The organism is Kitasatospora sp. NPDC053057 (assembly GCF_044546945.1).
Taxonomy (GTDB): domain Bacteria; phylum Actinomycetota; class Actinomycetes; order Streptomycetales; family Streptomycetaceae; genus Kitasatospora.
On record NZ_JBITZP010000006.1, the window covers coordinates 95464 to 116812 of the forward strand.

Below are 21349 nucleotides of genomic sequence, written 5' to 3' on the forward strand. Positions count from 1 at the left end.
ACGGGAGAGCCGACCCACCGGCGTTACCGCTTCGGCGCGTGCCTATTTGTCGCTGTAGGGCGCGTTGTCGTTGAACATGTGCATCCCCGGGATGTGCAGGGTGCCGCCGAACTGGCCGGCCTGCTTGGCGGTGACGCCGGTCAGCTCCAGGTCCAGCGGGATCGGGACGGAGCCGATCAGGTCGTACAGCCAGCGCGGCAGGGTGTCCGGGGTGAGGGTGATCTCGCCCAGGTCGATCGGGATCGGCAGGCCGAGCAGCTTGGACAGGTGGCCGGACAGCCGCTCCACGTACATGGTGACCTGGCCGTTGCGCATGGTCGAGGTCGAGCCCGGGGCGCCCTGGACGTGGAAGGTGACGCCGTTGCCCTCCAGGGTCGACATGTCGAGGTTCTCGATGTCCACGGTGTTGACCACGAACTTCAGCACCCGCTTGGTGCCGGTCGGGGTCTTCACGTCGTAGACGCCGTGGAAGGCCGCGCCGTGCAGGCCCAGCCGGCTGCTCTGCAGCGTCCAGTTCTGCAGCGGCACGACCTGCTCGGAGGAGGCCGCGCCGGCGGTCAGGTTGCGGGCGTCCACGTCGCAGTTGGGGTTGGCGGTGGGCGAGGCGGACGGGGTCGCGGTGGCCGCCGGGGTCGCCGGGGCGTCCGCCGACGGGGTCGCGGACGGGGCCGCCTTGGTGCTCGACTTCCCGCCGGACGCGGTGGCGCCCGGCGAGGGCTGCCCGGCCGAGGGCTGGGCGCCCGAGGACTGCCCGCCCGAGGACTGCTTGCCCGAGGACTGGGCGGCGGGCGGCGCGGCCTGCTGGGCGCCGACGGCCGGGGCCTGCGACTGGGCGGGCTGCGCCGGGGTGCCGACCCGCGGGGCCGGGGCGGCCGGGACCTGGGGGGTGGCACTGGGTGTCGCGCTCGGCGTCGGGGTGGCCGAACTCCCCGGGTCCAGCAGGTGGTTGATGCCGCCGACGATGTCGTCGATCAGTCCGGCCCGGCTCGCGGTGGCCGTCCCGTTGCCGCTGCCCTGGTAGACCGCGCTCACCGCGCCCGAACCGCCGGTGGCGGCGGAGCGGGCAACGGGCGGAGTGCTGGCCGTACCGGCGGCCGGCGGCTTGACCGGCGCGGTGCTCGGGGCCGAGGTCGGTGCCTGGGTCGGCGTGGTGGTCGGCACCGAGCTGGGGCCGGTCGAGGGCGCCCCCGTCGTGGCCGTACCGGACGTACCGGGCGTGCCGGACGGTGCGGGCGGCGGCTCGGGCAGCTCGCTCTTGGGGACGGGCGTCTCGATCGGCGCCACGTCCGGGACGGTGACCGGCGCGTTGCCGCAGGGCTTGCCCGCCGCGGACTCGGCCACCGCCGGGTTGGGCGTGTAGGCCGCGGCCATCAGCAGCGCGGTCGGCACCGCGGCCATCGCCAGGGCGCGGCCTCTCAGTCTGACCCGCACCGGCGTGCGCGGCGCCGCGTGCCGGCCGGAGCGCTGCGCGGGGACGGCCGTGCCCTCTGCTTGCTCGGCCGGCCCGGTCACCGCGCCTCCTCCTGCTCCCCGGTGGCGCCCTGCTGCGGGACGGCGGCCTCGGCGGCCGGCTCGGGGGCGGGCTCCTTCTGCGCGCCGCCCTGGGCGGGCAGCTTGGCGGTGGGCGCTTCGGCGGTGGGCGCTCCGGCAGTGGGCGCTCCGGCGGTGGCGGCGGTCTCGGCGGTGGCCGGTTCGGCAACGGCCGGTTCGGCGGTGGCGACGGCTTCGGCTGCCTCGGCGGTGGCCGGCTCGGTGGCGACGCTCCGCGCCACCGCGTTGTCCGCCTGCTTGCCGCGGCGAGCCCGCCGCCCCCCGGCCGGCGCGGTGGACGGCTCCGGCAGCGGTGCCCAGGAGACCATCAGCCCGCCGCCGATCAGGCCCGGCAGCAGCGCCAGCCCGAAGCCCGCGAGGTTGGAGACCGGGATCGAGACCAGCGTCAGCAGGATGGTCGCGATGCCCGCGAAGACCCGGACGGCCGGCTGGAACCAGGCGGTCAGACCGAGGATGATCATCAGCACCCCGATGATCAGCGACCCGGCGCCGGCCGTGGTGGACATCGCGATGGTCAGCCCGCCGAACGTGAGGTGGGCGTACGGGAAGTAGAGGATCGGGACGCCGGCGATCATGGCCAGCAGTCCGCCCCAGAAGGGCCTGGTGCGGCGGAATTCACGGAAGTGCCGCCACAGCCACCCGATGGGGTTCTGCTGGCGGGGCCGCGTCTCGACCGTTGCGCTGGACATGGTGCAACTCCTCGACGTCGCTACGAGGTTGGAACGAAAAAAGGGGGGTGGCCGGGGGGCGGCTGATGATCCGCCGCCCCCCGGCCCCAGGTGGACCCGTCACCCCGGCACGCCGCTCGGCGTGCCGTCAGACGAGACTCAGAAGCACTCGTTGCCCGCGCCGTCGCCGCTCTTCAGCGCGAGGTTCAGGCCGTTCAGCTTGAACGTGCCGGCCGAGGTGGCCCGCGCGGTCTGCTGGACGCCGCTCAGGTCGGCGACCTTGGCGGACTGGGCGAAACCGGTCGGACCGGTCGGCAGACCGGCGCCGCCGCCCGCCTTGGTGACCCCGGCGTGCGGGGCCCAGCCCTGGGTGGCCGTGCCGGAGAGGGTGGAGGCGTCCTGACCGATGTTGATGTCGGTGAAGGTCGCGTCCGCCTTCAGCTGCTCCAGGTCGATCAGCAGGTTCGAGGCCTCGACCGGCTTGGCGGCGTCGGTGCCGGCGTGCAGCTGCAGGGTGATCTTGCCCAGGCCGAACGCGGACAGGTCGGTCACCACCGACTGGCACAGGTTGTTGATGGTGGCGTGGTCGAAGGCCGAGACCGCGACCGGGTGCGGCTTGCCGTTCGCCTCGATGTCCACCGAGCCGAACTGGGCGAAGTTGGTGCCGTGCAGCTGGTCGGTGCTGACCTTGAACTGCTGGCCGGAAATGCTGAACGAGGCGGCGAGCGCGCTGTTGGCGATCGAGACGCCGACCATCGCGGTGGCCGCGACGCTCGGCACCATCACCAGGGCGAAGCGCTTCCAGCGGGTCTTGCCGTAGGTCTTGGACATGCGAGTCCTCCTTCTAGGACGTACATCTCCGGCTCCCCGGCGGCGCGTCCCGCGCCGGTGGGGGCCTGGGATGGGAGAGAGCTACGTCCTCGGTAGCGGAGAGCGCCTCGGCCGTCGTCGGACGCGGGAGCGGCCGGCATGCTGCGGCACTCCCGTCCCGAAACCGGCCGTCCCTGTGGGACGACGGGTCGGACCGACGACATCGGCGATCACCCCCGAGCGACAACCAGCGACCGCGCAGGGCCGCGCGGCCGGTCGAGGACAGGAACCGCCGTGGGACCGCGGATACCCCCCTGCCCTCCCTACCGCCGACCGGAGTCGGCGGATCACCCGGTGGGGATCCCGCGCTCCGCGTGGCCGACCGGCTGTCGGAGGGTGTGGAGTCTGGGACCGGGCGTGGCCGATCGTGCTTGAATCCCGGGCGAAGCACAAGGGGTGCCTTACTGACGGGTAATGCAACACCAGGTGGCATTGATCATGGAATTGGCGCGATTTGCACCCTGCGTGACGCCTTGAATAAACCGTGGCGACGAAATCTGCCGGAAACAGCAGCGAAACACCCGTGGGTGGTCACTGAACGTGACCACCCACGGGTGAAATCAAGATTTGGTAAACCTCTGTCCGGTTGACCGGATTGTCGCCAAATCCCCAGGCGACACCGCAGGTCATCCGACGTGCCAGGCACTCGGTGCCAGGACCGGGCCCGGCCTGTCGGGAACGAGGCTCAGAACAGCACGCGGGCCAGCGCCGCACGGGCCGCGACGACCCGCGGGTCCTCCGGGCCGATCACCTCGAACAGCTCCAGCAGGCGCAGCCGGGCGGTGTCCCGGTCCTCGCCGAAGGTCCGGCCGACGGTGGCCACCAGGCGCCCGAAGGCGTCCTCGACATGACCGCCCACCAGGTCCAGGTCGGCCGCCTGCAGCTGGACCTCGACGTCCTTCGGGTCGGCGGCGGCCGCCGCCCGGACGGCCTGCAGGTCCAGGCCCTCGACCCGCTTGAGCAGCTCGGCCTGGGCCAGGCCGAGCTTGGCCTCGGTGTTGCCCGGCTGGTCGATCAGCACGTTCTGGTAGGCCCGGATGGCGCCGCCCAGGTCGCCGGCGTCCAGCGCGTCGTGCGCGGCGGCCAGCGCCGGGTCCTCCGGCCGCTGCGGGCCGACGGCGTCCGCGGCCTCGCCCGGGGCGACCGCGCCGCCGGAGATGCCGAAGCGCTGCTCGGCGACCAGGATCAGCTGGTCCAGCACCTTGCGGACGTTCGCGGCGCTCTCCGCACCCTGGAACAGCGGCACCAGCTGGCCGGCCACCACGGCCATCACGGCCGGGATGCCCTGGATGCCGAACTGCTGGGCGATCAGCTGGTTGGCGTCAACGTCGATCTTGGCGAGCACGAAGCGGCCGGCGTACTCCTCGGCCAGGCCCTCCAGGATCGGGCTGAGCTGCTTGCAGGGCCCGCACCACTCGGCCCAGAAGTCGATGACGACCGGCACCTCGGTGGAGCGCTGGACGACCTCGGTCTCGAAGGTGTCCTCGGTGACGTCGATGACGAGCTCGTAGGCGGGCTGGGGGGCGACTCCGTCCGCTTCGGCGGCGGCCGCCTGACGGGCCCGCTCGGCCCGGGCCTGCTCGGCCTTCTGGGCGGCCTCACCGGCCGCCTTCACTGCGGCGAGGTCGACCGCACCGCGCAGGGCGGCACTGTTGAGACGCGAATTCCGTGGCTGCATGGCACCATCCTCCCCCGTCCGCGCTGCTCGCGGGCACCAACCTCCGGAAAGTCGCCCCGCGCGGGCTGCGCGGTGCGGGATCCCGGGCGGTGCGCCCCTCCCCCGGTAGCCTGAACCGTTCGGCGCGGATCCCCACCCGCGCCCGCGCCGTCCCCGTCCCACGGGGTCCGGCGCCTGGTTGTCACTGCTTTCGCTACAGGTCGTAGCGTAACTGGAGCCGGTGGCCCGGCCGCAAGCCCCACCGGCGGTTCGGGGACGTGAGCTGCCCCACTTTCCCGGGCCGCCCGGCTGCCCGAATCGGCGAACAGTCGCTACCGTTACCAGCCCCACCCAGGTTACTTACCAGTAAATCGCAAGGAGAACCGGTGCCGGCCGCCCAGCCCTCCGCGAGCCCGGACAGCGCGGTCCCGGGCAGCACAGTCCGGGACAGCACAGTCCAGGAGGGGCCGACCGCGTCCCGGGCCAAGGGACGCCCGCGCAGCGCCGCCGCCGACCTCGCGATCCTCGACGCCACCCGCGAGGCCCTCGCCGAACTCGGCTGGGGCGGACTGACCATGGGCCACGTCGCGAGCCGGGCCGGAGTCGCCAAGACCACGCTCTACCGCCGCTGGCCGTCCAAGAACGAACTCGTGGTGGACGCCGTCGCCAGCCTCTTCGACGACCTCGTGATGCCCGACCTCGGCAGCCTGCGGGCCGACATCGAGGCCGTGGTGGGCCAGTTCGCCGACCTGCTGGCCCGCCCGGAGACCCAGGCCGCACTGCTCGCCCTGTTCGCCGAGGGCACCCGCGACCCGCAGCTGCGCCGCCGGATCCGGGAGGCGATCGTGGACCCGCAGAAGCGGCTGGTCCGGCAGGGCCGGGCGGCCGCCCAGGCGCGCGGCGAACTCGAAGCGGACACCGACGCCGGATCGGCCCGCGAGGAGGTCGACATCATCTTCGACACCATCGCGGGCACGGTCGAACACCGGGTCCTGGTCAGCGGCGAGCCGATCACCCCCGAGTGGATCCGCCGCTTCACCGACCTGCTGCTCGGGCCGCTCACCACGGGCTGAGGGCTTGCGGGCAGGGCTTGCGGGCAGGGCTTGCGGGCAGGGCTTCCGGGCACGGCGGAGCCGCCCCGCACCAACTTCCGTACGGGGCGGCTCCGTCAGCCGGATCAGCCTCTATCGGGCCGTCAGAACGACGCGTTCTCCCGGTACGTCCCCCACTCCTCCCGCAGCGCGTTGCAGATCTCGCCCAGGGTCGCCTCGGCGCGCACCGCGTCCAGCATCGGCGGGATCATCGACTCGCCCGAGCGCGCCGCCGCCAGCATGGCGTCCAGCCCGGCCCGCACCGCCGCCTCGTCCCGCGCCGCCTTGCGCTCGCCCAGCACCCGCACCTGCTCGCGCTCGACCTCGTGGCTGACCCGCAGGATCTCCAGGTCGGGGGTGACGCTGCGCGGGTGGCAGTTGACGCCGACCACGCGCTTCTCGCCCTTCTCCACCGCCTGCTGGTACTGGAAGGCGGCCTCGGCGATCTCGCCGGTGAACCAGCCTTCCTCGATCCCGCGCAGGATGCCGGAGGTGATCGGGCCGATCTCGTGGTCCTCGCGGCCCTTGTCCAGGATCCGCTGGAAGATCGCCTCGGCCTGCTGCTCGATCCGGTCGGTCAGCGCCTCGACGTACCAGGAGCCGCCCAGCGGGTCGGCCACGTTGGTGACGCCGGTCTCCTCCATCAGCACCTGCTGGGTGCGCAGCGCGATCTCGGCGGCCTGCTCGGAGGGCAGCGCCAGGGTCTCGTCCAGCGCGTTGGTGTGCAGCGAGTTGGTGCCGCCGAGCACCGCGGAGAGCGCCTCGACGGCGGTGCGCACCACGTTGTTGTACGGCTGCTGGGCGGTGAGCGAGACGCCGGCGGTCTGGGTGTGGAAGCGCAGCCACTGCGCCTTGTCGGTCCTGGCGCCGAAGCGGTCGCGCATCCACCGGGCCCAGATCCGGCGCGCGGCGCGGAACTTGGCGATCTCCTCGAAGAAGTCCAGGTGGGCGTCGAAGAAGAAGGACAGGCCGGGCGCGAAGACGTCCACGTCCAGGCCGCGGGACAGGCCCAGCTCGACGTAGGCGAAGCCGTCCGCGAGGGTGTACGCCAGCTCCTGCGCGGCCGTCGCCCCGGCCTCGCGGATGTGGTAGCCGGAGACCGACAGCGGCTTGTACGCCGGGATGCCCTGGGCGCAGTGCTCCATCAGGTCGCCGATCAGGCGCAGGTGCGGCTCGGGGGCGAAGAGCCACTCCTTCTGGGCGATGTACTCCTTGAAGATGTCCGTCTGCAGGGTGCCGTTGAGCACCGCCGGGTCCACGCCCTGGCGCTCGGCGGCCACGATGTACATGCAGAAGATCGGGACGGCCGGGCCGCTGATCGTCATCGAGGTGGTGACGTCGCCGAGCGGGATGCTGTCGAACAGCACCTCCATGTCGGCGGCCGAGTCGATGGCGACGCCGCAGTGGCCGACCTCACCGAGCGACTTGGGGTCGTCCGAGTCGTAGCCCATCAGGGTGGGCATGTCGAAGGCGACCGAGAGGCCGCCGCCGCCCGCGTCCAGGATCATCCGGTAGCGCTCGTTGGTCTGCTGCGCGTTGCCGAAGCCGGCGAACTGGCGGATGGTCCAGGTGCGGCCGCGGTAGCCGGTGGGGTGCAGGCCGCGGGTGAACGGGTACTCGCCCGGCCATCCGATCCGCTCGAAGCCCTCGACGGGCTGCCCGGGGGCGGGGCCGTAGACCGGCTCGACCTCGTCGCCGGAGAGGGTGGTGAAGTCCGCGTCCCGCTTGCGGGCCTTGTCGTACCGCTGCTGCCAGCGCTGCCGTCCGCGCTCGATCTCCTCGGCGTCCATGGGCCGAACTCCGCTCCGTACGGCCGCCACGGCACCGGGCGGCACAGCTATTAGGACGTCCTACTAATTTACTCGGACGTCCTAGTAGTTGTCGACGGCGGCCCGCCACGAAAGGCGGTGATCCGGAGAACCGAAGAGCGCCCCCGCCCCGGATCGGGGAAGGGGCGCTCTTCGCGGAGCCGTGCGGCCCGGAGGCTCAGACGCCGGCCGGCTGGCGGGCGCCGCCCGCCGGGAGCTGCTCGGCGGCCTCGCGGGCCACCTTGCGCTCGAAGACGAAGGACAGGAACGGGATGCAGCCCGCCGCCAGGGTCAGCACCAGCCGACCGAGCGGCCACTTCAGCTTCTGCCCGAGCAGGAAGGTCACCACGAAGTACCCGATGTACAGGTAGCCGTGCAGCATCGCGACGTAGGTGGTCAGGTCCTCGGCGGCGCCGAAGCCGTACTTCGCCACCATGAAGCCGCAGAACACCAGCAGTGCGCAGCCGGTCGCAATGGCCAGGCCGCGGTACCAGCCCAGCAGGGGGGTCGTCTTCATACTCTTCCTCGCCTCGCTCGGCAGTTTCAGCCGGTACGCCCGGATCCGCGCACCGCTCCCACGAGGGTAGCCGTCCTCACGGCCGCTCCCGAGCAGCCCCCTCCGCAGCTCCTTCGGCGGCCCCCTCGTCCGGCTCCGTGAAGTCCCCGGCGGCGACCCGCAGCGGCTTGAGCAGTTCGAACACCTGACGGCACTGGTCGGGGCCGTACTCCTCCAGCCCGAACTCCATCGCCATCAGCTCCCGGGTGGCCTCCTCGACCACCTCGCGGCCGCGCCCGGTGATCGCGGCGAGCACCCCGCGGCCGTCCAGCGGGTTGGGCCGGCGGGCGACCAGTCCGGCCCGCTCCAGGCGGTCGACGGTGTTGGTGACGCTGGTCGGGTGGACCATCAGCCGCTCGCCGATCTTGGACAGCGAGAGTTCGCCGGTCCGGCTGAAGGTCAGCAGCACCAGCGCCTCGTACCGGGCGAAGGTCAGACCGTACGGCTTGAGCACCGCGTCGACCCGGGACAGCAGGATCTGGTGCGCGCGCATGATCGAGGTGATCGCCGCCATCGAGGGCACGGTGCCCCAGCGGCGGGCCCACAGCTCGTCGGCGCGGGCGATCGGGTCGAAGTCGAGTGCGAGGGGCTTGGCCACCTCCTTACCGTACCGGCGGACGGGACGTGTGCTACCAGCTGTCCTGATGGTGGACAAGCGGGACACGGTGGCGGGATCCCGCCAATCGGACGGCCAGGTCCATACCTGAACATTGCGTCGGTGTGAATGGACGGCAACAGGCTTCCGGCGTACCGGGGTTGACCGCCGGACGACCGAACATCGAGCTGTCAGGCCTCGATTCGGACCCGACCCCGCTGAAAGCCGGGGTAAAAGATCCCCTTTGTCCTTCCGTTCACAATGCTTCGTCTTGGCGGGACTTGGCCAATTCATGAGGAAGACCTGTCATTTGATTTGCTCGATTGTCATGCTTTCCGCCAACCCCGTTCGGCAGCCACCACCCCCACCCAACCGGTGGCAGCCGCCCGACCGTTCGGGGTCCTCGCACGTCAGCGCCCGTCCCGCCCCTCAGGTGCCGACCCCGGCCCCCGGGACGCGGCGCGACCGCGCCCACACGCGGTTTCCCGGAAGGACTCGTCCGTGAAGCGAAAGCTCGCCGCAGTCGCCGTACTCTCCGCCACCGCCCTGCTGACCGGTGTCGTCCAGGGCGCCGCCGCCCAGGCCGACCCCGCTCCGCACGCCCGGGGCGCCCAGCAGCACGCCGACCTGATCGCCCAGGCGAACGGCCAGGCCGCCAAGGTGGCGCACGCTCTCGCCCTGGGCGGCCAGGAGCAACTGGTGGCCAAGGACGTCGTGGTGGACGCCGACGGCACCCGGCACCTCCGCTACGAGCGCACCTTCGCCGGACTCCCGGTCCTGGGCGGCGACCTGGTGGTGCACCAGAAGGCGGACGGCTCGACCACCGCGGTGGACAAGGCCGTCGGCGCCCAGCTCGCGCTGCCCAGCCTCACCCCGAAGATCCCCGCCGACCAGGCCGCCGACCAGGCCGCCGGCGCCGTGCAGTCCACCGTCGGCATCGCCGCCGACGAGGACGAGGCGCCGCTGACCGAGGTCCGGCAGACCGGCACCGCCGCCCTGGTGGTCTGGGCGGCCGACGGCAACCCGCGGCTGGCGTACCGGACCACCGTCGAGGGCCTGCGCGCCGACGGCACCCCGAGCAGCCAGCTGCTGGTCACCGACGCGGCCACTGGCCAGGTGCTCTCCACCCACGAGCAGGTGCAGACCGCCTCCGGCAGCGGCAAGGGCGTCTTCGTCGGCACCGTCCCGCTGACCACCACCCAGAGCGGCAGCTCGTACCAGCTGAAGGACGCCACCCGCGGCGGCCAGGCGACCTACAACCTGAAGAACAAGACCTCCGGCAGCGGCACCCTGTTCGCCAACACCACCGACAGCTTCGGCAACGGCCTGGTCTCCAACCCGGAGTCCGCCGCCGTGGACGCCCAGTACGGCGCCGCCGCCACCTGGGACTTCTACAAGAACACCTTCGGCCGCAACGGCATCAAGAACGACGGCGTCGGCGCGGTCAGCCGGGTCCACTACGGCACCAACTACGTCAACGCGTTCTGGAGCGACAGCTGCTTCTGCATGACGTACGGCGACGGCGCCGGCAACACCCACCCGCTCACCGCGCTGGACGTGGCCGGCCACGAGATGAGCCACGGCGTCACCTCCGCCACCGCGGGCCTCAACTACTCCGGCGAGTCCGGCGGCCTCAACGAGGCCACCTCGGACATCTTCGGCACCATGGTCGAGTGGTACGCCAACCTGGCCTCCGACAAGCCGGACTACCTCATCGGCGAGCAGATCAACATCAACGGTGACGGCAAGCCGCTGCGCTACATGGACCAGCCGTCCAAGGACGGCCGCTCGGCCGACTACTGGTCCTCCTCGGTCGGCGGCCTGGACGTCCACTACTCCTCCGGCGTGGCCAACCACTTCTTCTACCTGCTCGCCGAGGGCAGCGGCGCCAAGACCATCAACGGCGTCAGCTACAACAGCCCGACGTCCAACGGCTCCACCCTCGCCGGGATAGGCCGGGACAAGGCGGCCGCGATCTGGTACCGAGCGCTGACCACCTACTTCACCTCCACCACCAACTACGCGGCGGCCCGCACCGGCACCCTGAAGGCCGCGGCCGACCTGTACGGCGCCACCAGCGCCGAGTACGCCGCCGTCGCCGCGACCTGGAGCGCCGTCAACGTCAAGTGACGTACGGCGCACGGTGAGCAGGACGCCCGGGGCCCCGCTGGAGGGCAAGCCCCGGGCGTCCACCCATGTCCGGGCCGACGACTCCCCCGCCCGGGCCGACGACTCCCGGCCAATCCCCGCGGGCGCCCTGTTCTTCCCGGCCGACTGTTGTCATGCTTCTGACCACCCCTCGAACCGCTCCCGGCACGACCGGACCACTCCCGGTAAGAAACGGCGACAGGCTGCCGCGGCCCTTTGGGAGAGGAGGCCGTGGCAGCCTGTCGACCGTCCACGCGAGCGGGTCAGGCGGTGGCGGGCCGCAGCTCCCCACGCTCCTCCTGGGCAAGGGTCCGCTCCGCGTAGATGCCGCCGAACGGCAGCACCGAGAGCACGAACAGCAGGACGCCGCGCTTGGCGTCCCACTTCTGCGTCTGCCAGGCCTGGATCCAGAACACCACGTACAGGATGAAGAGAGTCCCGTGGACAGGGCCGAGCACCGGGACGGCGTTGAAGCTGGTGGTGTACTTCAACGCCGTGCAGATCAGCAGCAGGATGAAGGAGATCCCCTCGGGGGCGGAGACCAGGCGCAGGCGGTGGACGGCGCTGCTGTTCACGTTGGATACCTCAATACGGGGGTCGGAGGCGGCGCGGGCACGCTTGTGAAGCGACTCACAAGCCTTCCGGCCATTATCACCGAGCACATGTCCGAGCCCCGGGCCGGGGGTGGCCACCGTGCCGGATGTCACAGCCGCGCGCCAGAACCCGGCCGGGGGCAGCAGGGCGTCGCCCGTACCCCCTATCCTGCTGCCCGCGCGCCCACCGAACCGGGCGCCACCGGCACCGTACACGGGGGTATTCACCACATGTTCAAGCGCGACTGGGACCGCAGGACCTGCGCCAAGCGCGGCCACATCACCTACGCGCCGACCGAGCCCGAGCTGGCCTCCCGGCTGCACGCCGCCACCGCCGTCGGCGACGCCTGGCGCTGCCTGCGCTGCGGCGACTTCGCGCTCGGCGCCCCGCACGGCTCCGGCCCGGCGGCGAACGCCCCGCTGGTGCCGCGCGGCAAGGCGCTGCGGGACCTCTTCATCCTGCGCTTCCTGGCCGTCGAGCGGGTGCTGCGCGGCATGATCATCATCCTGATGGCCTGGGGTGTCTGGAAGTTCTCCAACAGCCAGGAGGCCGTGCAGCGGGTCTTCGACGAGGACCTGACGGTCTTCAAGCCGGTCGCCGACCACTTCCACTGGGACCTCGACCACGCCCCGATCGTCGAGACGATCCGCAAGACCTTCGGCTACCAGAAGAAGACCCTGCTGATCGTCGCGGGCGCGATGATCGCCTACGCGCTGATCGAGATCGTCGAGGCGGTCGGCCTCTGGCTGGGCCGGCGCTGGGCCGAGTACCTGACCGTGGTCGCCACCGCCGCCTTCCTGCCGCTGGAGGGCTACGAGCTGCACGAGCACGTCAGCGCGGTGAAGATCTGCACCCTGCTGCTGAACATCGCGGCGGTGCTCTGGATCATGCTCTCCAAGCGGCTGTTCGGCCTGCGCGGCGGCGTGGTGGCCTTCGAGGCGGAGCGCCACTCGGCCTCGCTGCTGGAGGTCGAGGAGGCGGCCGGCACCGTTCCCCACCCCGGCCACGGCCACGGGGCGCACGCACGCTCCTGACCCGAACGATTGTCCCGGGTCCGTACCGGTTGGGCCGCGCCCTCTCGCCCGGCTGCCCCGGCGGAAGCTAGATTGCGGCCGTGGCACAGTTCAGACTCCAGGGATCGCGGGTGCTCGCCGTCGAGTTGGGCGGCGACGCCGTCAAGGCCCGGCACGGCTCGATGGTCGCCTACACGGGCCAGATGACCTTCAAGAAGCTGACCGGCGGCGGGGACGGCCTGCGGGGCATGGTCGCCCGCAGGCTCACCGGCGAACGGATGGCCGTCATGGAGGTGACGGGGCAGGGCACCTGCTACTTCGCCGACAAGGCCACCGAGATCAACCTGGTCCGCCTCGACGGGGAGACGCTCTACGTCGAGGCGGACAACCTGCTCTGCACCGAGGCCGGCCTGCACACCGGCACCAGCTTCACCGGGCTGAACGGCGTCTCCTCGGGCAACGGCCTCTTCACCACCAAGGTGGAGGGCCACGGCTGGGCCGCCGTCACCTCCAACGGCCCGGCCGTCATCCTGCGGGTCGGCAAGGACATGCCGCTGCGGGTCGACCCGGGCGCGTACATCGCGCACACCGGCAGCCTGCACCGCAGCCTGAAGTCGGGCGCGGGCTGGACCACGGTGATCGGCGAGGGCGGCGGCGAGGCCGTCCAGGTCGAGTTCACCGGCGAGGGCCTGGTGTACGTCCAGCCCTCGGAGAAGGTCACCATCGGGGGTGACGTCTGATGGGCTTCACCCGGATCAACGGGAAGATGGTCGAGGCCCAGGTGGTGCCCGGGCAGCGGTTGTTCAGCCAGCGCGGGGCGATGCTCGGGTACACCGGCGACGTCCGGTTCACCCCGAACATCACCGGCGGTCAGGGCGGGGTGATGTCGATGATCGGCCGCCGGGTCGCCAACGAGGACACCCCGCTGATGACCGTCGAGGGCCAGGGGCGGGTGATGTTCGGCCACGGCGGCCACCACGTCCACGTGATCGACCTGACCGGCGACACCCTGTTCGTCGAGGCGGACCGGCTGCTCGCCTTCGAGGGCACGCTGCGGCAGTCCACCGTGTTCCTCGGCTCGCAGGGCGGGGTGATGGGCATGGTCCGCGGCCAGGTCAGCGGGCAGGGCCTGTTCACCACCCGGCTGGAGGGCCACGGCTCGGTCGCGGTGATGGCCCACGGCGGTGTCTTCGAGCTGCCGATCACCCCCGGCCAGTCGGTGCACGTCGACCCGCAGGCGTACGTGGCGCACCGCGGCGAGGTGCGCAACAAGCTCTCCACGGCGATCGGTTGGCGCGAGATGATCGGCCGCGGCTCGGGCGAGGCGTTCCAGCTGGAGCTGTCCGGACAGGGCACGGTGTACGTCCAGGCGAGCGAGGAGAAGCTCTGATGTCCCACCCGCCGCAGCCACCGCAGCCACCGTACGGGCAGTCGCCGCACGACCAGCCGACCCAGCCGGGCTTCACGGTGCCGCCGGTGCCGCCGAGCTACGGCCGCTCGTCCGACTACCCGCCGCCCCCGCCCCCGCCTCCGCCGCTCGGCTACCAGCCGCAGCCCCAACCGCCGTACACCCAGGAGCAGTTCGGCGGTCCGCAGGCCCCGCTGCCGACCACCCACGGCGGCGATGGGCCGGTGGTGTACGACGCCCGCACCCTGCCGGCCAACGACAACGTCAACCCGTACGCCTTCGCCGTCGACCTGAACGGCTCCTACTTCCTGCAGAAGGGCAAGATGGTCGCCTACTACGGCGACATCACCTTCCGCGGCGTCGGCGCCGGGATGGTCGACCGGGTGCTCGGCCAGCACTTCAACTCGCCGCTGCACGCGGCGGACTGGGTGGTCGCCCAGGGCAGCGGCAAGCTACTGCTGGCCGACCGCGCCTACGACCTCAACTCCTACGACCTGGACGACGGCAACCTGACCGTCCGCTCCGGCAACCTGCTCGCCTTCGACCCGACGCTGCGGCTCAAGCAGTCGATCATCCCGGGCTTCCTGACCCTGATCGGCACCGGCCGCTTCGTCGCCGCCTCCAACGGGCCGGTGCACTTCGTGGAGCCGCCGGTCCGGGTGGACCCGCAGGCCCTGGTCGGCTGGGCGGACTGCCCGGCGCCGTGCCACCACTACGACCACGACTACCTGCACGGGGTGGTCGGCGGCCTGCGGCGGCTGACCGGCATCGGCGGCGCATCCGGCGAGGAGCACCAGTTCGAGTTCGTCGGCGCCGGGCAGGTGCTGGTGCAGTCGAGCGAGCAGCTGATGGCCGAGCGGCCGGTGGGCCGGGTGGACGCCGAGGCGGGCGTCCCGGCCGGCGGGGTCCCGGCCCAGCCGGGCCACGGCGGCGACCACCCCAACCCGCCGGGCCTCGGTAACCTGGGCGAACTCGGACGGCGTTTCGGCCTGTAAACTTGTACAAGATTGAACTAAATCGGGTATGCTGGATCCCATGGATACGCACACGATCGACACTGCGGACAACCCTGACCCGCGGCCCGAGGAGGAGACTCCCTGGCTGACCGCCAGGGAGCAGCGGATGTGGCGCGCCCATCTGGAGGTCGCCAAGCTGCTGGAGTACCAGCTCAGCCGCGAACTCCAGCCCCACAACCTGGCGATCAACGACTACGAGATCCTGGTCGTGCTCTCCGAGGCCCCCGACCACCGGATGCGGATGACCGACCTCGCGACGGCCACCCTGCAGTCGAAGAGCCGGCTCTCCCACCAGATCACCCGCATGGAGAACGCCGGCCTGGTGCTGCGCCAGGAGTGCCCCGGCGACCGCCGCGGCCTCTACGCCCACCTCACCGAACAGGGCTGGGAAACCATGCAGCGGGTCGCCCCCGACCACGTCCGCAGCGTCCGGGCCCACTTCATCGACCGCTTCACCCCGGAACAGCTCGACGCCATCTACGAGGCCCTGGCCCCCGTCGCCGACCACCTCCGGGGCCTCCGCGGCCGCTCGTAGCCCCTGGAGCACCCTCGCTCCCGCGCAGGAAGTCGGGCGGGCCGACTTCCTGCGCAAGGGGAAACCCGGCGCGTGCGCAGGGGAAACCCGGCGCGGCCGCAGGGGAAGCCCCGCGCGCCGCCGTACTCAGCCGGCGGTCAGCCCGGCGACGAGTTCGTCGGCTGCGCCGTAGGGGTCGAGGGCGCCGGTCGCCACGCGTTCGGCGAGGCCGGCCAGCAGGCGGTCGCCGGAGAGGTCGCCGATCCGGGCGCGCAGTTCGGCCAGGGCGATGGCCTCGATCTCCTGGGCGGCCCGGCGGCGGCGGCGCGCGGCCAGTTCGCCGTGCTCCTCCAGCCAGGCCCGGTGCTTCTCCAGCGCCTCGACCACCTCGTCCACGCCCTCGCCGCGCGCCGCGACGGTCTTGACGATCGGCGGGCGCCAGTCCCCCGCCTCGCGGGCCTCGCCGAGGCCCAGCATGTGGTTGAGCTCCCGGGCGGTCGCGTCGGCGCCGTCCCGGTCGGCCTTGTTGACCACGAAGACGTCGCCGATCTCCAGGATGCCCGCCTTGGCGGCCTGGATGCCGTCGCCCATCCCGGGGGCCAGCAGCACCACGGCGGTATCGGCCTGGGCGGCGATCTCGACCTCGGACTGGCCCACGCCCACGGTCTCGACCAGGATCACCTCGCACCCGGCCGCGTCCAGCACCCGCAGCGCCTGCGGCGCCGCCCAGGACAGCCCGCCGAGGTGCCCGCGGGTGGCCATCGAGCGGATGAACACCTCGGGGTCGGTCGCGTGGTCCTGCATCCGGACCCGGTCGCCCAGCAGGGCCCCGCCGGAGAACGGCGAGGACGGGTCGACGGCGAGCACCCCGACCCGCTTGCCGAGCCGCCGGTAGGCGGAGACCAGCGCCGAGGTGGAGGTGGACTTGCCGACCCCGGGCGAGCCGGTCAGCCCCACCGTGTAGGCCTGGCCGGTGTACGGCGCGAGCGCGGCCATCGCCTCCCGCAGCTGCGGGGCCGCGTTCTCGACCAGCGTGATCAGCCGGGCGACCGCCCGCGGCCGGCCCTCCCGGGCCTGCTCGACCAGCGTGGCGACATCGATCATCAGGATCTCCTTGCGGATGCCGAAGGGGCTGCGGACCACTTGTGGCGGTCCGCAGCCCCGAGGTCAGAGCGTCGATCAGGCCTTCGGCACGCGCACGATCAGCGCGTCGCCCTGGCCGCCGCCACCGCACAGCGCGGCCGCGCCGACCCCGCCGCCGCGGCGCTGCAGCTCCAGCGCGAGGGTGAGCACCACGCGGGCGCCGGACATGCCGATCGGGTGGCCGAGCGCGATCGCGCCGCCGTTGACGTTGACGATGTCGGAGGAGACGCCCAGGTCCTTCATCGACTGGTGGGCGACGGCCGCGAAGGCCTCGTTGATCTCGATCAGGTCGAGGTCGGAGACCTCCAGGCCCTCCTTGCCCAGCGCGTGCTTGATCGCGTTGGACGGCTGCGACTGGAGCGAGTTGTCCGGGCCGGCCACGTTGCCGTGCGCGCCGATCTCGGCGATCCAGGTGAGGCCCAGCTCCTCGGCCTTGGCCTTGCTCATCACGACCACGGCGGCGGCGCCGTCGGAGATCTGCGAGGAGGTGCCGGCGGTGATCGTGCCGTCCTTGGTGAAGGCCGGGCGCAGCTTGGCGAGGCCCTCGACGGTGGTGTCGGCGCGGATGCCCTCGTCCTGGCTGAACAGCACCGGCTCGCCCTTGCGCTGCGGGATGGCGACCGGGACGATCTCGGCGTCGAAGACGCCGTCGGCCTGCGCCTTGGCGGCCCGCTGGTGGGAGGCGGCGGCGATCTCGTCCTGGACCTCGCGCGGGATGCCCAGGCGGGTGTTGTGCTTCTCGGTGGACTCGCCCATCGGGATGTTCTCGTAGGCGTCGGTCAGGCCGTCGTGCGCCATGGCGTCGAGCACCTCGACCGCGCCGTACTTGTAGCCCTCGCGGGACTTCGGCAGCAGGTGCGGGGCGTTGGTCATCGACTCCTGGCCGCCGGCCACCACGATGTCGAACTCGCCGGCCCGGATCAGCTGGTCCGCCAGGGCGATGGCGTCGAGGCCGGAGAGGCAGACCTTGTTGATGGTCAGCGCCGGGACGTTCATCGGGATGCCGGCCTTGACGGCCGCCTGGCGCGCCGGGATCTGGCCGGCGCCGGCCTGCAGCACCTGGCCCATGATCACGTACTGGACCTGCTCCCCCGTGATCCCGGCCCGCTCCAGCGCGCCCTTGATCGCGAAGCCGCCGAGGTCGGCGCCGGAGAAGCCCTTGAGGGAGCCGAGCAGGCGACCCATCGGGGTGCGCGCACCGGCAACGATCACAGAGGTGGTGTTGGTCATGGGACGGGCCCCTTCGCACGTCGTGGCCAGGTGAGGATGCGCTCAGGGTACTGACCCGTTTTCCGCCCGTCACCGGAGCGACGGTGTGATCGAGCGCACTGGCACCATCCAGTCAACACCGTGTCAACACGGTCCGGGTGAACGTCCGGGTGAAAGTCCGCGTGTGAGCAGGCTCGCACGTCCGGCACTGGCGCGGGCTCGGGCCCGTACGCTGCACTGGGTGCCACTTTCCGTCCACGCCCAGGAGGTCGCCGTGCTGACCCGTATCGACCACATCGGCATCGCCTGCCGAGACCTCGACAAGACGGTCGAGTTCTACCGCGCCACCTACGGCTTCGAGGTGTTCCACAGCGAGGTCAACGAGGAGCAGGGCGTCCGCGAGGCGATGCTCCGGATCAACGGGACGGACGACGGCGGCGCCTCGTACCTCCAGCTGCTGGAGCCCACCCGGCCGGACTCCACCGTCGCCAAGTGGCTGGAGAAGAACGGCGAGGGTGTGCACCACATCGCCTTCGGCACCGCCGACGTGGACGGCGACGCCGAGGCCATCCGCGGCAAGGGCGTCCGGGTCCTCTACGACGAGCCGCGGATCGGCTCGATGGGTTCGCGGATCACATTCCTGCACCCCAAGGACTGCGGCGGGGTACTGACCGAGCTGGTCACGTCCGCCCAGCCCACCGGGCACGAAGGGCACTGAAACCACCGAACACCGGAATCCGGCCCTAGCGACCCGTCAGTAACCTGGTCCGTCAGCCGGAAAACCACCACGTGGCCATTCCCCCGCACTGCGCTCCCACTACAATGCCCAGGTGCGCGACGAATCCGGGGGACGGAGGCGACGGGCACGGCCGATGACAGGCCTGTCCGCCCTCCGGTGGTCGGCCCGTCGCAGGGGAGTCCAGTACGCGGGCACGGCTGAACAGTCGCAAGACGGATCTGTCACCATTCTCCACAGGCAAGAGTTCGCCCAGGAGTCCACCCGGACGGGGGAACGCGGCACCCCCGCGCTCCCGCGGCCAGGACTCCGACGACCGCGGCGGACGCCCCCGGCATGGCAGGGGGTCGTCCGGTGGCCGCGGATGCAAGGACCAGTCGGACCGGCACCCCGGACACGGGTGCCCCGGACCGGCCCGGTCGAGGACGCGACCAGGAGATGGATGGGACCGCGGAGTGCGGGGCAACGACCGCTACGAGGTTGACGATCACCTCTCCCAGTTCGAGGCCGAGATGGGTCGGACTCGGAAGGAGCGGGACAAGGCAGTCGAGCATGCCGAGGACCTCGCCTACCAGGTGGAGGTGCTCCGGGCCAAGCTGCACGAGTCCCGGCGCATGCTCGCCCAGCCGCGCGCCTTCGACGCCGTCTCCGGCCAGGCCGAGCAGCTGCTCCGCACCGCCGAGATGCAGGCCCAGCAGATGCGCGCGGACGCCGAGCGCCAGCTGCGCGACTCCCAGGCCGCCACCCAGCGGATCATGGCCGAGGCCGCCGAGCGCACCGCCCGGCTGGAGGCCGAGCTCACCGCCCGCCGCCGCCAGCTGGAGGAGGAGCTCACCGAGCTGCGCCGCTCCGCCGAGCAGCACGTCAACGGCTGGGCCGAGCAGACCCGGACCGGCTCCGAGCAGGAGGCCCAGCGCCTGCTGCAGGACGCCCGGGCCGAGGCCGAGCGGATGGTCGCCGCGGCCCGCGCCGAGGCTGCCGCTCTCTCCGACCATGCCCGCGCCCAGACCGCCGCCGACGTGGACGCCGCCCGCGGCGAGGCCCAGGCCGCCGCCGAGGCCGCCCTGCAGAAGGCCCAGAACGACGCCGAGCGTCTGCTGCGCGCCGCCTCCGAGCACGCCCAGCAGGCCGGCGCCCAGGCCGCCGCCGACGTGGACGCCGCCCGCGGCCAGGCCCAGCAGGAGCTGGCCGCCGCCCATGCCGCCGCCGAGCAGCAGCTGGCCGCCGCACAGGCCGAGATCGGCCGGCTCAAGGAGCAGGCCGCCGCCGAGCAGGCCCGCGCCGAGCAGCAGCTCGGCGCCGCGAAGACCGAGATAGAGCGGCTGCGGGCCGAGGCGATCGCCGAGGCCGAACGCACCCGCCGGGAGGCCGCCGAGCTGCGCGCCCAGGCCGAGCAGGCCGCCGAGCAGCTCCAGGCCGACGCCGAGGCCGCCGCCGAGCGCAAGGTCGCCGACGGCGAGGCCGCCACCGAGCAGCGTTCGCAGACCGCCCGGGCCGAGATCGCCCGACTGGTCGCCCAGGCCACCAAGGAGTCCGAGAAGATCCGCGCGGAGGCCGAGGCCGTTCGGGCCGAGGCAGCCACCAGGCAGGCCGAGGCGGACGCCGCCAAGGCCGCCGCCGCCGAGGAGGGCGAGCGGCTGCGGGCCACCGCCGAGTCGGTCGCCGCCCAGCTGAAGGCCGAGGCCGAGGCCGCGATCGCCGAGCTGCGCACCCAGGCCGAGCGGGACGTGGCCGAGCTGCGGGCGCAGGCCGAGGCCGACGCCCAGCGGCTGCGCGGCGAGGCCGAGGAGGAGGGCCGGGCAGCCGGCGCCAAGGACGCCACCGTCCACCTCGCCAAGGCCGCCAAGACCGCCGAGGAGGTGCTCGGCCGGGCCAACCAGGACGCCGAGGCCGCGCGCGGCGAGGCCGCCACCGAGGCCGAGCGGATCCGCGCCGAGGCCCGGGCCGAGGCCCAGCGGCTGCGCGAGCAGGCCCAGGCCGCCGTCGAGCAGGCCCAGAACGCCGCCCTGGACGACGCCGCCGCGATCCGCGAGCGGATCGAGCAGATGCAGGACGAGGCGGCCCGGCTGCGGGCCGAGGCCGAGGAGCTGCGCGCCCAGGCCGCCGCCGAGGCCGACCGGTCCCGCAGCGAGGCCCGCCGCCAGGCCGTCCTGCAGATCGAGGAGTCGGCGAAGAACGCCGAGGAGCTGCTCACCAGGGCCAAGGCCGACGCGGACGAGCTGCGCGCGGGCGCGGCCGGGGAGATCGAGCGGCTGCGCGAGCAGGCCCAGGAGCAGGCCGCCGAGACCCAGGGACGGGCCGAGCAGACCCTCGCCCGGGCCCGGGCCGAGGCCGAGAAGATCACCACCGCGGCCGAGCAGCAGGGCCAGGACGCCCTGGCCGCCGCCAAGGCCGCGGCCGCCGAGAACCGGACCGCCGCCGAGCGCGAGACCGCCGAACTCCGGCGCGAAGCAGCCGAGTTCGACCAGCGGGTGCGGTCCGAGGCGAGTGCCGCCGCGCAGGCCCTGACCGCCGACGCCCAGGCCGAGGCGAAGGCCGTCCGGGACGCCGCGGTCACCGACGCCGAGCGGGTGCGCACCGAGGCCGACACCGAGGCCGCCCGTACCCGGGCCGAGGCCGAGGCCGCCGCGAACGCGCTGCGCGAGGAGAGCCGGCGCGAGCACGAGGAGGCCGCCGCCGGGCTGCAGCGCGAGCGCGAGGAGACCGCCGAGCAGCTGGCCGGCGCCCGGGCCGCCCGCGAGCAGGCCGAGCAGGCCGCCGCCGAGCTGCGCG

General features: G+C 72.6%; 18 protein-coding genes and 1 pseudogene. 9 read left to right on the forward strand and 10 right to left on the reverse strand.

Features of this window, described 5'->3' with window-relative positions; all coding sequences use genetic code 11:
* Positions 1-42: 42 nt before the first annotated feature.
* The 4 genes from ACIG5E_RS09315 to ACIG5E_RS09330 all read right to left on the reverse strand — a co-directional run bounded on the left by ACIG5E_RS09315 (position 43) and on the right by ACIG5E_RS09330 (position 4767).
* Complete coding sequence (locus ACIG5E_RS09315) at positions 43-1512, reverse strand: hypothetical protein (RefSeq protein WP_396532601.1); 1470 nt, start codon at positions 1510-1512, stop codon at positions 43-45.
* Positions 1509-2240 (reverse strand): DUF6114 domain-containing protein, encoded by a 732-nt coding sequence (locus tag ACIG5E_RS09320; RefSeq protein ID WP_396532602.1) that lies wholly within the window; start codon positions 2238-2240, stop codon positions 1509-1511. The genes ACIG5E_RS09315 and ACIG5E_RS09320 overlap by 4 nt, the downstream gene beginning before the upstream one ends.
* Before the next feature lie 138 nt (positions 2241-2378).
* Positions 2379-3050, reverse strand: a complete 672-nt coding sequence (locus tag ACIG5E_RS09325; protein WP_396532604.1) for a DUF6230 family protein — start codon at positions 3048-3050, stop codon at positions 2379-2381.
* Between the two features lie 724 nt (positions 3051-3774).
* Positions 3775-4767: a tetratricopeptide repeat protein gene (locus tag ACIG5E_RS09330; RefSeq protein ID WP_396532606.1), complete on the reverse strand. Its 993-nt coding sequence runs from the start codon at positions 4765-4767 to the stop codon at positions 3775-3777.
* 500 nt (positions 4768-5267) lie between these two features.
* Between ACIG5E_RS09330 and ACIG5E_RS09335 the strand changes: the two genes are divergently transcribed.
* On the forward strand, positions 5268-5819 hold the full coding sequence (locus ACIG5E_RS09335) for a TetR/AcrR family transcriptional regulator (RefSeq protein ID WP_396532738.1): 552 nt from the start codon (positions 5268-5270) through the stop codon (positions 5817-5819).
* Between the two features lie 122 nt (positions 5820-5941).
* On the opposite strand, the gene ACIG5E_RS09340 is transcribed toward ACIG5E_RS09335, so the two are convergent.
* The 3 genes from ACIG5E_RS09340 to ACIG5E_RS09350 form a co-directional block, all read right to left on the reverse strand.
* Positions 5942-7627, reverse strand: coding sequence for a methylmalonyl-CoA mutase (locus ACIG5E_RS09340; RefSeq protein WP_396532608.1), 1686 nt, complete (start codon positions 7625-7627; stop codon positions 5942-5944).
* 196 nt (positions 7628-7823) lie between these two features.
* A complete protein-coding gene (locus ACIG5E_RS09345) occupies positions 7824-8162 on the reverse strand; it encodes a DUF3817 domain-containing protein (protein WP_396532609.1) in 339 nt (112 codons plus the stop codon).
* Positions 8163-8238: 76 nt separating this feature from the next.
* The gene (locus ACIG5E_RS09350) at positions 8239-8799 is read right to left on the reverse strand and encodes a MarR family winged helix-turn-helix transcriptional regulator (RefSeq protein WP_396532611.1); all 561 of its coding nucleotides are present in this window, start codon (positions 8797-8799) and stop codon (positions 8239-8241) included.
* A 498-nt stretch (positions 8800-9297) separates the two neighbouring features.
* On the opposite strand from ACIG5E_RS09350, the gene ACIG5E_RS09355 reads away from it, so the two are divergent.
* The gene (locus ACIG5E_RS09355) at positions 9298-10926 is read left to right on the forward strand and encodes a M4 family metallopeptidase (RefSeq protein WP_396532612.1); all 1629 of its coding nucleotides are present in this window, start codon (positions 9298-9300) and stop codon (positions 10924-10926) included.
* Positions 10927-11207: 281 nt separating this feature from the next.
* Here ACIG5E_RS09355 and ACIG5E_RS09360 read toward each other — a convergent pair whose 3' ends face one another.
* A complete protein-coding gene (locus ACIG5E_RS09360) occupies positions 11208-11519 on the reverse strand; it encodes a DUF3817 domain-containing protein (RefSeq protein ID WP_396532614.1) in 312 nt (103 codons plus the stop codon).
* Between the two features lie 249 nt (positions 11520-11768).
* Here ACIG5E_RS09360 and ACIG5E_RS09365 point away from each other — a divergent pair, with 249 nt between their 5' ends.
* The 5 genes from ACIG5E_RS09365 to ACIG5E_RS09385 all read left to right on the forward strand — a co-directional run bounded on the left by ACIG5E_RS09365 (position 11769) and on the right by ACIG5E_RS09385 (position 15510).
* Entirely contained in the window at positions 11769-12572 is an 804-nt protein-coding gene (locus ACIG5E_RS09365) for a DUF2127 domain-containing protein (RefSeq protein WP_396532615.1), read from the forward strand.
* 80 nt (positions 12573-12652) lie between these two features.
* On the forward strand, positions 12653-13291 hold the full coding sequence (locus ACIG5E_RS09370) for an AIM24 family protein (protein WP_396532617.1): 639 nt from the start codon (positions 12653-12655) through the stop codon (positions 13289-13291).
* The gene (locus ACIG5E_RS09375) at positions 13291-13941 is read left to right on the forward strand and encodes an AIM24 family protein (RefSeq protein WP_396242352.1); all 651 of its coding nucleotides are present in this window, start codon (positions 13291-13293) and stop codon (positions 13939-13941) included. Before ACIG5E_RS09370 ends, ACIG5E_RS09375 begins: the two co-directional genes overlap by 1 nt.
* 212 nt (positions 13942-14153) lie before the next feature.
* On the forward strand, positions 14154-14954 hold the full coding sequence (locus tag ACIG5E_RS09380; protein WP_396532740.1) for an AIM24 family protein: 801 nt from the start codon (positions 14154-14156) through the stop codon (positions 14952-14954).
* A gap of 40 nt (positions 14955-14994) precedes the next feature.
* The gene (locus tag ACIG5E_RS09385; protein ID WP_396532619.1) at positions 14995-15510 is read left to right on the forward strand and encodes a MarR family winged helix-turn-helix transcriptional regulator; all 516 of its coding nucleotides are present in this window, start codon (positions 14995-14997) and stop codon (positions 15508-15510) included.
* Between the two features lie 126 nt (positions 15511-15636).
* Here ACIG5E_RS09385 and meaB read toward each other — a convergent pair whose 3' ends face one another.
* Both meaB and ACIG5E_RS09395 read right to left on the reverse strand, forming a co-directional pair.
* The gene (gene meaB / locus ACIG5E_RS09390) at positions 15637-16593 is read right to left on the reverse strand and encodes a methylmalonyl Co-A mutase-associated GTPase MeaB (protein WP_396532620.1); all 957 of its coding nucleotides are present in this window, start codon (positions 16591-16593) and stop codon (positions 15637-15639) included.
* A 75-nt stretch (positions 16594-16668) separates the two neighbouring features.
* Positions 16669-17862 (reverse strand): acetyl-CoA C-acetyltransferase, encoded by a 1194-nt coding sequence (locus ACIG5E_RS09395; protein WP_396532622.1) that lies wholly within the window; start codon positions 17860-17862, stop codon positions 16669-16671.
* Positions 17863-18115: 253 nt separating this feature from the next.
* On the opposite strand from ACIG5E_RS09395, the gene mce reads away from it, so the two are divergent.
* Positions 18116-18559 (forward strand): methylmalonyl-CoA epimerase, encoded by a 444-nt coding sequence (gene mce, locus ACIG5E_RS09400; protein WP_396532741.1) that lies wholly within the window; start codon positions 18116-18118, stop codon positions 18557-18559.
* 473 nt (positions 18560-19032) lie between these two features.
* Positions 19033-21349, forward strand: a pseudogene (locus tag ACIG5E_RS09405) (hypothetical protein); the annotation flags it as partial.